General features: G+C 45.1%; 15 protein-coding genes. 12 read left to right on the top strand and 3 right to left on the bottom strand.

Features of this window, described 5'->3' with window-relative positions; translation table 11 throughout:
* Window positions 1–117 precede the first annotated feature (117 nt).
* Complete coding sequence (locus tag JHD69_RS07415; protein ID WP_199138884.1) at window positions 118–2,619, top strand: M1 family aminopeptidase; 2,502 nt, start codon at window positions 118–120, stop codon at window positions 2,617–2,619.
* A 202-nt stretch (window positions 2,620–2,821) separates the two neighbouring features.
* Here the strand turns inward: JHD69_RS07415 and JHD69_RS07410 are convergent, their stop codons facing one another.
* Window positions 2,822–3,289, bottom strand: a complete 468-nt coding sequence (locus JHD69_RS07410) for a nuclear transport factor 2 family protein (RefSeq protein ID WP_199138882.1) — start codon at window positions 3,287–3,289, stop codon at window positions 2,822–2,824.
* A gap of 244 nt (window positions 3,290–3,533) precedes the next feature.
* Between JHD69_RS07410 and JHD69_RS07405 the strand changes: the two genes are divergently transcribed.
* The 8 genes from JHD69_RS07405 to JHD69_RS07370 all read left to right on the top strand — a co-directional run bounded on the left by JHD69_RS07405 (window position 3,534) and on the right by JHD69_RS07370 (window position 10,846).
* Complete coding sequence (locus JHD69_RS07405) at window positions 3,534–4,937, top strand: tetratricopeptide repeat protein (protein WP_199138880.1); 1,404 nt, start codon at window positions 3,534–3,536, stop codon at window positions 4,935–4,937.
* A gap of 63 nt (window positions 4,938–5,000) precedes the next feature.
* A complete protein-coding gene (locus JHD69_RS07400; RefSeq protein ID WP_199138878.1) occupies window positions 5,001–5,765 on the top strand; it encodes a phosphosulfolactate synthase in 765 nt (254 codons plus the stop codon).
* A gap of 74 nt (window positions 5,766–5,839) precedes the next feature.
* Complete coding sequence (locus tag JHD69_RS07395) at window positions 5,840–6,583, top strand: shikimate dehydrogenase family protein (protein ID WP_199138876.1); 744 nt, start codon at window positions 5,840–5,842, stop codon at window positions 6,581–6,583.
* Complete coding sequence (gene gldD / locus JHD69_RS07390; protein WP_441339459.1) at window positions 6,583–7,170, top strand: gliding motility lipoprotein GldD; 588 nt, start codon at window positions 6,583–6,585, stop codon at window positions 7,168–7,170. The genes JHD69_RS07395 and gldD overlap by 1 nt, the downstream gene beginning before the upstream one ends.
* A gap of 36 nt (window positions 7,171–7,206) precedes the next feature.
* The gene (locus JHD69_RS07385; protein ID WP_199138872.1) at window positions 7,207–8,496 is read left to right on the top strand and encodes an alpha/beta hydrolase; all 1,290 of its coding nucleotides are present in this window, start codon (window positions 7,207–7,209) and stop codon (window positions 8,494–8,496) included.
* A 1-nt stretch (window position 8,497) separates the two neighbouring features.
* Window positions 8,498–9,136: an MBL fold metallo-hydrolase gene (locus JHD69_RS07380; protein WP_199138870.1), complete on the top strand. Its 639-nt coding sequence runs from the start codon at window positions 8,498–8,500 to the stop codon at window positions 9,134–9,136.
* 89 nt (window positions 9,137–9,225) lie between these two features.
* On the top strand, window positions 9,226–10,458 hold the full coding sequence (locus JHD69_RS07375; RefSeq protein WP_199138868.1) for an ABC transporter permease: 1,233 nt from the start codon (window positions 9,226–9,228) through the stop codon (window positions 10,456–10,458).
* Window positions 10,459–10,462: 4 nt separating this feature from the next.
* Complete coding sequence (locus JHD69_RS07370) at window positions 10,463–10,846, top strand: hypothetical protein (RefSeq protein WP_199138866.1); 384 nt, start codon at window positions 10,463–10,465, stop codon at window positions 10,844–10,846.
* Window positions 10,847–10,867: 21 nt separating this feature from the next.
* Here the strand turns inward: JHD69_RS07370 and JHD69_RS07365 are convergent, their stop codons facing one another.
* On the bottom strand, window positions 10,868–11,722 hold the full coding sequence (locus JHD69_RS07365) for a menaquinone biosynthesis family protein (RefSeq protein WP_199138864.1): 855 nt from the start codon (window positions 11,720–11,722) through the stop codon (window positions 10,868–10,870).
* A gap of 45 nt (window positions 11,723–11,767) precedes the next feature.
* A complete protein-coding gene (mqnB, locus tag JHD69_RS07360) occupies window positions 11,768–12,406 on the bottom strand; it encodes a futalosine hydrolase (RefSeq protein WP_199138862.1) in 639 nt (212 codons plus the stop codon).
* 111 nt (window positions 12,407–12,517) lie between these two features.
* On the opposite strand from mqnB, the gene JHD69_RS07355 reads away from it, so the two are divergent.
* From JHD69_RS07355 to fabD, 3 genes are all read left to right on the top strand, one after another.
* Window positions 12,518–12,928: a 6-pyruvoyl trahydropterin synthase family protein gene (locus JHD69_RS07355; RefSeq protein ID WP_199138861.1), complete on the top strand. Its 411-nt coding sequence runs from the start codon at window positions 12,518–12,520 to the stop codon at window positions 12,926–12,928.
* Window positions 12,929–12,938: 10 nt separating this feature from the next.
* Complete coding sequence (folE, locus tag JHD69_RS07350; RefSeq protein ID WP_199138859.1) at window positions 12,939–13,574, top strand: GTP cyclohydrolase I FolE; 636 nt, start codon at window positions 12,939–12,941, stop codon at window positions 13,572–13,574.
* A 136-nt stretch (window positions 13,575–13,710) separates the two neighbouring features.
* Window positions 13,711–14,592 carry an ACP S-malonyltransferase gene (gene fabD / locus JHD69_RS07345; RefSeq protein ID WP_199138857.1) on the top strand — a complete coding sequence of 294 codons (882 nt, stop codon included), beginning with the start codon at window positions 13,711–13,713 and terminating at the stop codon, window positions 14,590–14,592.
* Window positions 14,593–14,597: the final 5 nt, after the last annotated feature.

The raw sequence follows: 14,597 nt of genomic DNA, 5'->3' as shown, positions 1-14,597 counted from the left end.
TGAGTTGCAGTACACGCTTGGCCATGTTGCTTTTGCCCAATTACTTGTCCTGCTGGTTGTAATTGTATGCGTTAACTTTGCTACATTAGCCCATTGCAAACCAAAAGCACATCAGTCATGAATAAAATTTTTACTACCGGTTTAATTGGGTTGGCCCTGCTTTGTGGCCTTACTTCGCTCCATGCACAGCAAGAAGCACCCAAAACCAATCAGGTGTACAGGGCTACGCCTACCAAAATAAACGATTTGGTGCATACCAAGCTCGACGTCAGTTTCGACTATGCCAAACGCTACTTGTATGGCAAGGCCTGGCTTACCTTAACGCCACATTTTTACCCAACCGATACGCTTACCCTCGATGCCAAAGGCATGGACATTAAAAGCGTAGCCTTGGTAGGGGCCAAGGCCAATACCCCGTTAAAATATACCTACGATAACGAACAGTTGTTTGTGCAGCTGAACAAAAAATACACGCGCAATGAGAAATACACCATTTACATCGCTTACACGGCCAAACCCGACGAACTGAAAGTAAAAGGCAGCGCAGCGATTACCGATGCCAAAGGCCTGTATTTTATCAACCCTGATGGCGCCATTAAAGATAAGCCGATCGAAATCTGGACCCAAGGTGAAACCGAAGCTTCTTCGGCGTGGTTCCCTACCATCGATAAGCCCAACCAAAAAACCACGGCCGAAATCGCCATGACGGTACAGTCTAAATATACCACTTTGTCTAATGGCAAGCTGGTATCGCAAAAAGCCAATGCCAACGGCACCCGTACCGATGTTTGGAAAATGGACCAGCCACACTCGCCATACCTGTTTATGATGGCTGTTGGTCCTTTTCAAGTCTACAAAGACACCTGGAAAGGCAAGGAGGTAAGCTATTATCTAGAACCAAAATATGCACCTTATGCCAAGCAGATTTTTGGCAAGACGCCAGAAATGATGACGTTTTACAGCAACATCTTGGGCATAGACTACCCTTGGGTAAAATATGCGCAGGTAGTGGCCAGAGATTATGTGTCGGGCGCAATGGAGAATACTTCGGCAACCCTGCATGGCGAGCATGTGCAGAAAACGCCGAGAGAGCTGATTGATGCCAACGAACAAGGCACCATTGCACACGAGTTGTTTCACCAATGGTTTGGCGATTATGTAACCGCCGAATCGTGGTCTAACCTTACCATGAACGAATCATTCGCCACTTTTGGAGAGGTAGTTTGGCACGGCCACGACGAGGGTAAGGATGCTGAAGACGAATCGCGCTATGGCAAACTGACTTCTTATTTGAGCTCGACCAAAAACGGCGAAAGCCCGGTATTGGCCCGTTTTTACTATAACGATAAAGAAGACATGTTCGATAACGTAAGCTATGCCAAAGGATCGATTATTTTATACGCTTTAAAAAACCTCTTGGGCGACGATGCCTTTTACAAAGGATTGAACCTTTACCTCAGAACCAATGCCTATAAAAACGGCGAACCTCATCAATTGCGCTTGGCTTTAGAAGAAGTAAGCGGCAGGGATTTATTGCCTTATTTTAACCAATGGTATTATGCGGGCGGCCATCCGATTTTGGACGTGAGGTACGATTACAAAAATGGCAATGCGGTGATTGATGTTAAACAAACGCAGTCGCCCGATGTACAAACCTTTACCTTGCCATTGAAAGTCGATTTGTATGTGGGCGGGCAAAAAATCAGCAAGGAAATAACCATTAACAGCAGGGAACAAAGCTTTAGCTTCCCGGTTTCGGCTAAACCCGACCTGATTGATCTTGATGCCGACAAAATTTTGGTAGGACAAATCAAAGACAACAAAACCTTCGATAACTATATTTTCCAATACAGCTATGCGCCATCTTATGCAAACCGCTTGAAAGCTATCGAGCAGGCCGTGATCAATAACAAAGAACAAGCCGCGCAACAGTTGCTTTTGAAAGCGCTCGACGATAAAAATGCAACATTAAGAGCTGCGGCTTTAAAAGGATTTAACCTTAAAGACGATCAGATTAAAGCGATGGCCGGCGAAAAAATCGTGGCCCTGGCTAAAAACGACAAAAACTCAAACGTCAGGTCTACCGCTATTGCAAGGCTGGCCATGAGTGGCGATAAAGCTTACATACCGGTGTTTCAAAATGGCTTGAAAGAGCAATCATATAAAGTAATCGGTACCGCGTTGCAAGCCATGAACATGGTAGAGCCAACGGCCCTAGGCCCAATTGTAGCGGGTTTGGATCAGGATACGAAAGACCATGTGCCGTCGCAGCTGGCGCAGATCTATGCCAGTTTAGGCGACGACAGCTTCCATCAGTTTTACCTGAACATTGCCAACACAGGAAACATCAATGCCCTGGCTGGTGTGGTAATGGCTTATTCGAACTATTTGGTAAAAAACAAAAATCCGAAGATTACCCAACAAGGTGCACAGGCCATTGTTAACGGCATGAACCGCACCAAGTTGGCCCAGTATTACGGCAAGCAGTTCGTACAGGTATTTACCACGGCTGAGCAAACCAAAATCAAAGAAGCAGAAAATGCCAGTGGCGATGCCAAAGACAATTTGTTGATGCAAGCGGCTTACTTTAAGGCCGCTGCCGCAGAATTGAATAAATAGTTCGTCTTGGCGATGAGCCTGGCGAAAAATCTATCTCTTTCAATAAAGCGCCCGCCTGAATTTCAGGCGGGCGCTTTCGTGTAGACTAGGAGATGAGGGGCTTAATCCGCCCCATGCGATATGCTGCTCCCACAATATGTTGACGTCTTCCCTGTGCTGGCCACAGCAAACCCTGGTTGCGTATAAGAAGTTTATAAGTGCATTATTTCACCGCATCACTACACCCCTCTTTCCGTCTCGTATCGATAATGTAAATGATTTTCCACCCCTCTTCGCCCTTAAACAGCTGGAACGAATTAACGCCGCAATGGCTAAACTTGTCGCCGATATAAAATTTATAGTCGGTCCAAACGCTAGCCAGGTTGGCATCTACCAACACTTTGGTAAACACAATGCGCTCGTCGTATTTTTCGGGATGCGGGGTCCCAACGGCTTTGACAAAGCCATCAACGCTTTCGGTGCGGACGATCGATTTGCCGTCCTTACCCTTCACAATGGTCTGCATTACGTTTTGCTTGGCAAAGGCCTGGCGCACCAAGGCGGTATCTGCCTTGCGCATGCCCTCAAAAAGTTGGTTAATGGTTGTTTTTACAGCTTCTTCTTCGGTGGTTTGGGCAAAAGAGGTAAACCCCAATACCCATAGTAAAACAATAATGCTAAGGTGCTTCATGACTTAAATTTTACGGTTATCAAACTAAATATATGTAAATTTGTAGTCTATTTAAAAGAACGGCAGCCACCTGACCTACCTATTGCCGGTCGCTCACAGCCCCTTATCGGCTAAATCTTTTATTATTAATCAATTATGGAAAGGGGTGTGTGTATGTTGATAATTATATTTTTGCGCCTCTTATAAATAGCGTAAACTTATGATTAATTAAACAATTGGGCTGTTCTTTAAATATTCAGGATACATGGAAGAAGAATTTGAATTTGATTTTAATGAAGATGCGCAACATTCTGTAGAACGTTATGAAGAAATGATCCGCAATGAGGATCAGTATTTTTTCGATGCGCAGGCATTTGAATATATAATTGACAATTATATAGAGAAGAACGATCCAGTTAAGGCTTTGCAGGTGATAGAGTATGCCCTGAGCCAACACCCCTACGCTGCGGTTTTTTTGATTAAACAGGCCCAGCTCTTATTGTTTACCAATCAGGTAGAGAAGGCATTTGCTTCGCTTGAAAAGGCAGAAATGCTCGAGCCTTCCGAAGCAGATATCTATGTGCTCAGAGGCAACATCTACCAAAACCTAGACCGCCACTCGGAAGCTTTAGAAAACTTTGAAAAAGCACTGGGACTGGCCGAAACCACCGACGAGATTTTACTGCAGATGGCTTACGTGTACCAAAACATGCACGATTATGAAAATGCCATCGTTTACATCAAGCGCAGCTTGGAACAAAATATGGAAAACAAAGACGGTTTGTACGAACTGGCCTTTTGCTACGATATTTTGGATAAACAGGAAGAAAGCATCCATTTTTACCAGGAATATATAGACAACGATCCCTATTCGTATGCGGCCTGGTATAACCTGGCCAATTCGTACCATAAATTGGATCTTTTCGAAAAAGCCATCGATGCCTACGATTATGCCATCCTGATCAAAGAAAACTTTGCTTCGGCCTATTACAACAAAGGCAATGCACTGGTGCAGCTCGAAAAATACGAAGACGCCATTGCGGTTTATAAGCAGACTTTCGAGTACGAACCACCCAATGCCGATACCTATTGCGCTATTGGCGAGTGCTATGAGAAACTGGAGCAGATGGGCGAGGCACGTGCCTACTACAAAAAATCGGTTAAAATGGATTCAAAAATGGCTGATGCCTGGTTTGGCATTGGCGTAACCCTTAATTTTGAGGAACGTTTCTTCGAATCGCTGCATTTTTATAAAAAAGCGCTGGAGCTGGACGAAGAAAATCCTGATTTTTGGTTTGCCATTGCCGATGCTCACTATAAATTGGGCCAGATAGACCAATCGATAGAGGCTTACTACAAGGTATTGGAATATAATCCGGTTGATGTAGAGGCCTGGCTCGATTTCTCGACGGTGCTTTATGAACAGGGCAAATTGGTAGAAGCCTCTGAAACCATGGCCGAAGCCATCAAAAACAACCCCGATGCGGCCGAACTGTATTACCGCATGGTAGCCTACCTGTTTGCCTTGGGCCAGAGCAAAGATGCCATTGCCTATTTGGAAACAGCCCTGGTTACCGATCCCGAAAAACACTACATCTTGTTCGAATACCTGCCCCAGTTACAGGACAATGGCTTGATTATCGACGTAATTAATAAGTACATCAAATAGAAATGTCATTAATTAGATGTTTATTTTAAAAAATAGCAGAGTTTTTTAACCTTTGCATCCTATATGAACTACAAATTAAACGACATTCCTGAGCGCTCGGTTAAACCCCGCCAAAAGGGCTTAACCATGGTGATGGACAAGGGCCTAAGCCTAAGGCAAGTAGAAGATTTTATAGAAGTTGCTGGCGTACATACCGATATTGTTAAGTTGGGATGGGCCACTTCTTTTGTAACGCCTAACCTCAAAGAAAAATTAGCCATATATCGCAGTGCGGGTATTCCAGTCTATTTTGGAGGAACCTTATTCGAGGCATTTGCCATCCGCAACCAATTCGACGATTATTGCAGGGTTTTGGAAGAGTTCGGCATGGAATATGCCGAAATATCAGACGGATCGATGGATATTGAGCACGAAGAAAAATGCGAATTCATCCATAAATTGTCTAAGCAGGTTACTGTAATTTCTGAAGTAGGCTCTAAAGATGCCACCAAGATTTTCGCACCCTACAAATGGATCAAACTGATGAAGGCCGAAATCGAAGCGGGTTCGTGGAAAGTAATTGCCGAAGCCCGCGAAGGCGGCAACGTAGGTATCTACCGCGGTACCGGCGAAGTGCGTGAGGGTTTGGTAGACGAAATCCTGACCCAAATTCCGGAAGAAACCATTATCTGGGAAGCCCCGCAAAAAGAGCAACAGGTTTGGTTCATCAAGCTGATCGGAACCAACGTTAACTTGGGCAATATCGCACCGGCAGAAGTCATTCCGTTAGAAACCATCCGTTTGGGTCTAAGAGGCGATACTTTTGATTATTTCTTGAACAAAAAATAAATCGTCGACGAGCGGAGCATGAAGCCTCATAGAAATGTCTTCTTCCTGCTTCCTCGCCATGACCTTATTCGCCTATGAGACTTTTCGGATTAATCGGTTTCCCGCTTTCGCATTCTTTTTCGAAGAAATACTTCACCGAGAAATTCGCAAAGGAAGGAATAGCCAATTGTCGCTATGAGCTTTTTCCAATCAGGCAGGCCAGTGAGTTTGGAGACCTGATTTCGGCATATGCCGAGCTTTGCGGCATCAATGTAACCATACCCCACAAAGTAGAAATACTGCCTTTTTTAAACGAAATTGACGAAGCGGCGGCGGCAATAGGGGCGGTAAACTGCATCAAGATCGAAAGAAAAGACAACTTGCCATCGATTAAAGGCTATAACACCGATGCCTATGGTTTTGCCGAATCGCTAAAGCCATTGCTTGACGAACGTCACCAAAAAGCCTTGATTTTCGGCGATGGAGGCGCGGCTAAAGCCGTTAAGTATACCTTAGAACAATTGCAGATCCCGTACCTCACGGTAGTCCGCAACCCTGCTCCCGATGCTATTCTGTACAGTCAGGTAGACGAAAAATTGCTAAACGAGCATCAGTTGCTCGTCAACACCACGCCTTTGGGCATGTCGCCAAACTACGATAGCTTTCCGCCTATTCCCTACCAGTTTTTAGGGCCTCAGCATTTGGCCTACGACCTGGTTTATAACCCGGAAGAAACCGAATTCCTGAGCAAAGTGAAGACGCAGGGCGGAAAAATCAAGAACGGAATGGAAATGCTCTACCTGCAAGCCGAACGTTCTTGGTATATTTGGAATACATGATGACCAACCGAAACATTTTTTTGCTGTTGTTTATGGCCGCAAGCCTTTTGGCCTGTACCCAGCAACAGCCAAGTACACCTAAGCCACGAGGGTATTTTCGAATCGATTTTCCGAAAAAGGCCTATCAAACCTTCAATTCCGATTGTCCCTTTACTTTCGAATATCCGGTGTATGCCGTTATGGCCAAAGATAACGACCGCAATGCCCAGCCTTGTTGGAACAACCTCAATTTTCCGCAATTTAATGGGGTGTTGCACTTAACCTATCATGGTGTTTTTTCTAGGGAAGCATACGATAAAATGACCGAGGCCGCCCGTTTCCTAGCCATGAAACATACGGTAAGGGCCAACGCCATCGACCAAAAGCTCATTAATTATCCCGAGCGAAAAGTATATGGCATTTATTACGCCATAGAAGGCAATACGGCATCTTCGGTACAGTTTTTTTTAACCGACAGCGCCAAGCACTATTTTAGGGGAGCGCTCTATTTTAACGAACGCCCGCAATATGATTCTATCCAGCCAGTGGTTAAATTCATCAAGAAAGACATAGACCGGCTCATCGAAACGTTTAAATGGAAAAATTAATAGTCCGATGTTTTAAATGCCATTAAACAGATTATCATGAAAAAAATTACGTTATTGTTCTTCAGTTTTTGTTTGGCTACGCAGGTTTTTGCACAAAGTGAAAACATCAATCTTGCCAATCAGTTCTTGGCCGATTTTAAGGCCAAAAAATTCGAAGTGCTAAGCAACTATTTCGATGCCAGCATAGCGGACAAGATTACGGTCAAGCTGATGCAACAAACCCATACCGCTTTAACCGCGCAATTTGGCGATTTGCGTACCGGCGATGCGGAAGAAACAAAGTCAGGACAATACCAGTTGGTAAAAATGCCGGTGCTCAATGAACCCCAAAATATGGTGGTACAGTTCATTTTTAACGCGGCTCATAAAATGTTGGGCTTTACATTGGTGCCCAAGCCTAAAGTCTCGCTGTATAAAGATCCTGCCTATGCAGACGCCAGCCTGTATGTCGAGGAAAAAATAACCATTACAAGTGGCAATTTTAAGTTGCCGGGTATTTTAACGAAACCCAAAACCGGCAATGATTTTCCGGTGGTTATCCTGGTGCACGGTTCTGGACCTGGCGATAGGGATGCAACCGTTGGCAATACCAAAGCCTTCAGGGATTTGGCTCTGGGTTTGGCCGCCAAAGGCATTGCCACCATCAGGTATGATAAACGTACCCGGGTATATGGCCCTAAATCGGCCCCCGACGGTGTAGCATTAACCATTAAGGAAGAAGTAACAGACGATGTACAAGCCGCCGTTAGATTGGCGCAGCAGCTGCCTGGGCTCAACGCCAAAAAAATAGTGGTACTGGGCCATAGCTTGGGCGCTATGCTTGCCCCAAAAATTGCAGCAGAACAGCAGGGGCTGGCCGGCATCATCATGATGTCTGCTCCGGCACGTCCTTTTGGCCCTACCATTAAAGACCAGTTTGCCTACCTCATCAAAGATCAGGAGCAGCTACAAAAACAGCTCCATTTGGCCGATGAAATTACGCACGCCGATACGGTTAAAGACCAGCATAAACTGATAATGGGCATTGAGGCCAGTTACTTTACCAACCTTAACCAATATAACCAGGTTAAAGTGGCAAAAGCACTTCGATTGCCCATTTTAGTGTTGCAGGGCGAAAGAGATTATCAGGTTACCTTAAAAGACCTGGCTATTTGGAGAGCCGAACTGGGCAAAAACAAAAATGTAACCATTAAAAGCTATCCCAAGCTTAACCATTTGTATACCGAGGGAGAGGGCGCGCTCAGTACGCCTGCCGAGTACGAAACTCCGGCAAATGTGCCTTTATACGTCATAGAAGATATCGCTAATTGGATTTTAAAACACTAAGATGATCAGTTTACAAAAATTTACTTTCAATCCTTACCAGGAAAATACTTATGTTTTGTTTGATGAAAGCAAGGAATGCGTAATTATAGATCCGGGCATGTACGATGGGAGAGAGCAGAACCAGTTGGCCTCGTTTATCAACGAAAACGATTTAAAGGTGGTGCTTTTGCTCAATACACATTGCCATATTGACCATGTGCTGGGCAATAAGTTTGTATTTGACCATTGGGGGTTGAAACCGCAGTTTCACCAAGGCGAACTGTACATTTTACAAGCCGTACCTGGTTATGCGCCACAAATGGGCATGCGTTACGAACTTTCGCCAGAGCCGGAGACCTTTTTGCCTGAAAGTGGTACCGTTTATTTTGGCAACAGCCAGCTGGAGCTGATTTTTGCCCCGGGACACTCGCCTGCGCATCTCTGCTTTTATGCCAGGGAAGAGAATTTCCTGATTGGAGGCGACGTGCTGTTCCATCAAAGCATAGGTCGTACCGATCTTCCGGGTGGAAACCACCAGCAACTGATCAACAGCATTAAGCAACAACTGTTTGTATTGCCCAACGATTGCGAGGTGTTTCCGGGCCACGGCCCTTCTACTACCATAGGTTTTGAAAAGCTGAACAATCCTTTCTTAAGGTAGGATGTAAGCGCCGAGAGCAGATAGGCTTGGGTTCTCTCGGCCTTTTAACCTCTTCCTCCCACCTTGAACCTTTTCCGTATATTTGTCAAGTGAACACCGCATTTTATATCGCCCGCAGGTATCTTTTTGCAAAAAAATCAACCAATGCCATCAATATCATTTCGGCCATTTCGGCGGTTGGTGTTTTTGTAGGCAGCACGGCCTTGGTTATTATTTTGTCGGTATTTAACGGATTTGAGGAAGTGGTGCTCAACATGTTCAATACCATTACGCCTCAAATTCTGATCGAACCGGCAAAAGGGAAGACATTTGACCCGAATACAGCTGATTTGCAGACATTGCGCAACGATAAGTCGATTTTCTCGTACACCGAAGTACTTTCAGAAAATGCGCTGGTTAGGTACAACGAAAAGCAGTCGCCGGCCTTGATTAAGGGGGTAAGCAACGATTTCCTGAAAAATAAAAGCTTAGATACCGTGATGCTGGAGGGCCATTTTGTGCTCGAAAACAGAAACGGGCCAAATGCGGTGGTTGGTTCGGCCCTGCAGGCTTATTTGGGCATTAATTCGAGCGATCCTTTTGAACAACTGCAGATTTATTCGCCCAAAAAAGATGTTCGGGCAAGTTCTATCAATCCGATGGACGATTTTACCGTGCTGAATATCCCGCCTTCGGGTGTATTTGAAATCCAACAGGATTTTGATAACTTGGTTATCGTGCCCTTGTCTTTCGCAAGGCAGTTGCTTGGCGAAGAAAAAAAAGTGAGTGCCATCGAAATCAATTTGAATGACGGGGTGGATGTTGAGAAATTTAAGCAACAAATTGAGGATAAACTGGGAATTTCTTACTTAGTAAAGAACAGGGTACAGCAGAACCAAGCGCTGTATAATGTTTTGGGTTCAGAAAAGTGGATGGTGTACATCATACTGACCTTTATTCTAATCATTGCCATTTTCAACATTATTGGTTCGTTAACCATGCTGGTGATCGATAAACTTAAAGATATTGCCGTGCTGAACAGCCTTGGGGCCGGAAAAAAGCTAATTAAGCGAATTTTTTTGGCAGAAGGTATGATGATCACCTTAACAGGTTGTATCTTTGGCCTGTTAATCGGATTCTTGTTCTGCTTGTTGCAGCAGCATTACGGCTGGGTAAAAATGGGCGAATCAAATTTATTGATCAGCAATGCTTACCCAATCGCTTTCAAGTGGAAAGATTTTGTGCTGGTTTTCGTAACGGTTAGCTTTTTTTCTTTTATTGCATCAGCTTTGGCATCAAATTTAAGCGTAAAGAAAATAGACCATTTAAATCAAGACCTTTAAAAACATGAACACCTATAAAAGTCTCCTGCTCGCTCTATTTGCTTCCTTGTTTGTATTGGCGGCCTGCAACCGCAATAAATCAAGTGATTCTGGCCAAAAAACAGCCGTTGTTGCCAAGGGGCTTTATAGCTTTGGGCCAGAAATCAGGTCTTTTACCGATTGCGAGGAAGGACGCGAATATTGGGTAATTGATAGTGCCAAAACGCTAGAACTGGCCTATAGCAACCTGGGCTTCGAAAAACCTTATACACCGGTTTATATCGAGGCAGAATGTCACTTTATCAAGTCTGATACCACAACGGTTACCGGCGACTATGATTCGACGATGGTGGTTACCAAACTGCTCAAAATCAGCAAGCAGATCCCGGAAGGGCCTTGTAACCAATAGTTAAAAGGGATAGGCCGATTTTTAAGGATTGACGTAAAGAGGCTGGCCGATCGGTGGAATCACTTCGCGTTCGGTAGCCATGTCAAACAAGGTGTCTATCGCTTTGCGCCCAGCGATGCCCAAATCAACAGAATAGTCGTTTACATACAGTTCGATATGCTTGTACATAACGGCTTCTTCCATTTCCTGTGCATGCTTACGGATAAACTCGATGCCCGATTTGGGGTGGGCGAATGCAAATTCTACAGATTGACGCACCAGCCGGTTGATTTGCTGCTGTACTTCTACTGGCAACCTGCGGTTAACCACAATGCCTCCAAGCGGAATGGCGCAACCCGTTAACTGCTCCCAATAGCTGCCCAAATCAACCACCTTATGCAAGCCTTTTTCCTGATAGGTAAAGCGGTTTTCGTGGATGATAAGGCCTAAATCTATGGCCTCGTTCAGCAAGGCATCTTCAATGCCCGAAAATACCATTTCCTGTTTGTTGGTTAATTGCGGAAAGGCTACCCCCAACAAAAAATTGGCCGTGGTATATTGGCCGGGGATGCCAACTCTGAGATTGGAGATTGGAGATTGGAGATTGGAGAGGATCTGCTCTTGGTATTCTTTTTTGCAGATGAGTAGAGGGCCTACGCCGAAACCGAGCGCACTGCCTGCATCTAAAAGCGCATAGCTGTTGGCCACATAGGCAAAAGCATGGAAACTGAGCTTGGTAATGTCGAGCTGGCCCTGCATGGCCTTTTGGTTCAGCGTTTCCACATCGTCAAAAGTTACCTCAAATTCGAGGCCTTCGGTATCTATTTTGCCATGGATCAGCGCATCAAAGATAAAAGTATCGTTAGGGCAGGGCGAAAAGCCAAGGGTAAGTTTCATGCCGTAAAAATAAAGTTAAATGTAATTTCAATCGTCATGTCCAGTTCATTTCCTGTCGTTTGTCACGAAATTGATGAGCCAGCTGTTCAGGTTTTGAATGGCCAATCCAATTTGCCAGCTTTCCCGGTTTCTGGGCTCAACGTAGTTGGAAATGCTTCTTACCTGTAGGCAGGGTAGGTTCAGTTGGCTACAGGCGTAAAACACGGCGGCGCCTTCCATGCTTTCTGTTTGCGGCTCAAAACGTATCTTGGCTAAGGCAATGCTCTGCGTCTGGCCATGTACTTGGTTAACGGTAATGCCTTTTACCTTGGGCAATTGGTCTACGGCTGGCGATGTCTTTGCATAATTATTGAAATAGGTAGAGGTACCAAAGCCCAATTGGTCGATGCTCAAGAACGAATCATGGTCTTCTGCACCCAGTTCGGCAAAAATATCGGTAGTGATGTTGACCAGGCTGCCCAGCTTCAGTGTTGGGTCAAAGCTGCCGGCAATGCCAACATTCAGCACCAAGCCATAGCTTGGGTTGAGCTGTCTGCCTAAGGCAAAGGCCGTGGCCGTCATGCCCACGCCTGTAATCAAGATGTCAAATTTGGGCGTTTGCACAAAGTTGGCTTCGGCCAGTCCAAAATGCTGGTAAAGACCGCTGATTTCTACGCTGGTGGCAGCAACTACCAATAATTTCATCAGGTAAATTTAACATTTTTTGTTTGCTTATTTATCCGGATATTGTGCCTTAGGCAAATTAGGGCATAGGCTTGGCCATTTATCCGTATATTTGCCTTTTATTTGTAAGCAATGATTTATATAACCCGAAAAGCAAGTTTTAATGCCGCCCATAAGCTGTCGAGAGCCGATTGGAGCCCCGATAAAAATACCGAAGTGTATGGCAAATGTGCCAACCCCAATTGGCATGGGCACAACTACCAGCTTTATGTAACCGTAAAAGGGGAAGTAAATCCGGAAACCGGATTTTTGGTAGACCTCAAATGGCTAAAAGATGTAATCAATACCTACGTAGTTGATAAAATCGATCATAAAAACCTTAATTTGGATGTAGATTTTATGAAAGACAAACTGGCTTCTACAGAAAATTTAGCCATCGCCATTTGGCAAGAACTCCTTGCGCCTATTACCGAAAGCGGCGCACAATTGCACAGTATTAAGATTTACGAGACCGAAAACAATTTTGTTGAATACTTCGGTTAACAGCATTTATATGGAACACGACAAATACGATCACGACGAAGAAGTATTGGGCTACCAGAAAATAGACCGCTATGATGATGATAAAATCAACTCGGTAGCTACCCATTATAAAGATATTTTGGCCCAATTGGGCGAAGACCCTGCCCGCGAAGGTTTGGTTAAAACACCAGAGCGCGTGGCCAAGGCCCTACAGTATTTAACGCATGGCTATGATATCCAGCCGGACGAAATCCTGCGCTCGGCCATGTTTAAAGAAGATTATAGCCAAATGGTTGTGGTGAAAGATATCGAGGTTTTCTCCATGTGCGAGCACCACATGCTGCCTTTCTTTGGCAAGGCGCATATTGCCTATATCCCTAACGGACATATTGTTGGCCTGAGTAAAATTCCGAGAGTGGTTGATGCCTTTGCACGCAGGCTACAGGTGCAGGAGCGCCTGACCAACGAAATCAGAGACTGCATCCAGGAAACCCTGCAGCCTTCGGGCGTTGCAGTGGTTATTGAGTGCAAGCACCTCTGCATGGCTATGCGTGGTGTACAAAAACAGAACTCGGTAACAACCACATCGGCATTTACCGGCGAGTTTATCAGCAACGATAAAACAAGAGCAGAGTTTTTGAGGTTAATTACAGCAAACCTGCACTAGTTAAACGAATTTCAATAAGGCCATTTCGGAGAACAATATCCAAAATGGCCGAAAACATTTATCAATAAACCTTAAACAAAAAATAGAGGCCGGTATTGGCATGGTTTCAAGCCAATGCCGGTTTAAATCTGTAAGTATGAAAGCATACGTTTTTCCAGGGCAAGGTGCCCAGTTTTCGGGTATGGGCAAAGACCTTTACGAAAACCCGATGGCCAAAGAATTATTTGAAAAGGCCAACGAGATTATGGGGTTTCGCATCAGCGATATCATGTTTGGCGGTACCGACGAGGAACTTAAACAAACCAATGTAACCCAGCCTGCCATTTTCCTGCATTCGGTTATCTTGGCCAAAGTATTGGGCAGCAGCTTTAAGCCTGATATGGTTGCCGGGCACTCCTTGGGCGAATTTTCTGCTTTGGTGGCCGCCAATGCGCTTTCTTTTGAAGATGGCCTTAAATTGGTCGTGGCACGTGCCAATGCCATGCAAAAAGCCTGCGAAATCCAACCTTCAACCATGGCCGCCATTTTGGGCCTTGCCGATGAAGTGGTTGAACAGATCTGTGCCGAAATTGACGAAGTGGTTGTGCCGGCCAATTACAATTGCCCTGGACAGCTGGTAATTTCGGGCAGTATTGAAGGTGTTGACCTGGCTTGCCAGAAACTAACCGAAGCCGGTGCCAAAAGAGCTTTGAAACTCAACGTTGGTGGTGCATTCCACTCGCCATTGATGGAGCCCGCCAAACTGGAGTTGCAAGCGGCTATCGAACAAACACAGATTTCGGCGCCGGTATGCCCAATTTACCAAAACGTAAATGCCCAGCCTACCACCGATCCCGAAGTGATTAAAGCTAACCTGATTGCCCAATTAACCGGTGCTGTAAGGTGGACACAAACCGTAGCCAACATGATTGCCGATGGCGCTACAGAATTTGTAGAAGTTGGCCCAGGCAACGTGCTGCAGGGACTGGTGAAAAAAGTAAATAGAGAAACACAGACCAGCAGCGCATCTTTGGCCTAAAATAT

The sequence above is a fragment of the Pedobacter sp. ASV12 genome (genome assembly GCF_016429155.1).
In the GTDB taxonomy this organism is placed as follows: domain Bacteria; phylum Bacteroidota; class Bacteroidia; order Sphingobacteriales; family Sphingobacteriaceae; genus Pedobacter.
Note: the sequence above shows the minus strand (reverse complement) of the source record. Positions and strands in the feature narration are given on the sequence as shown.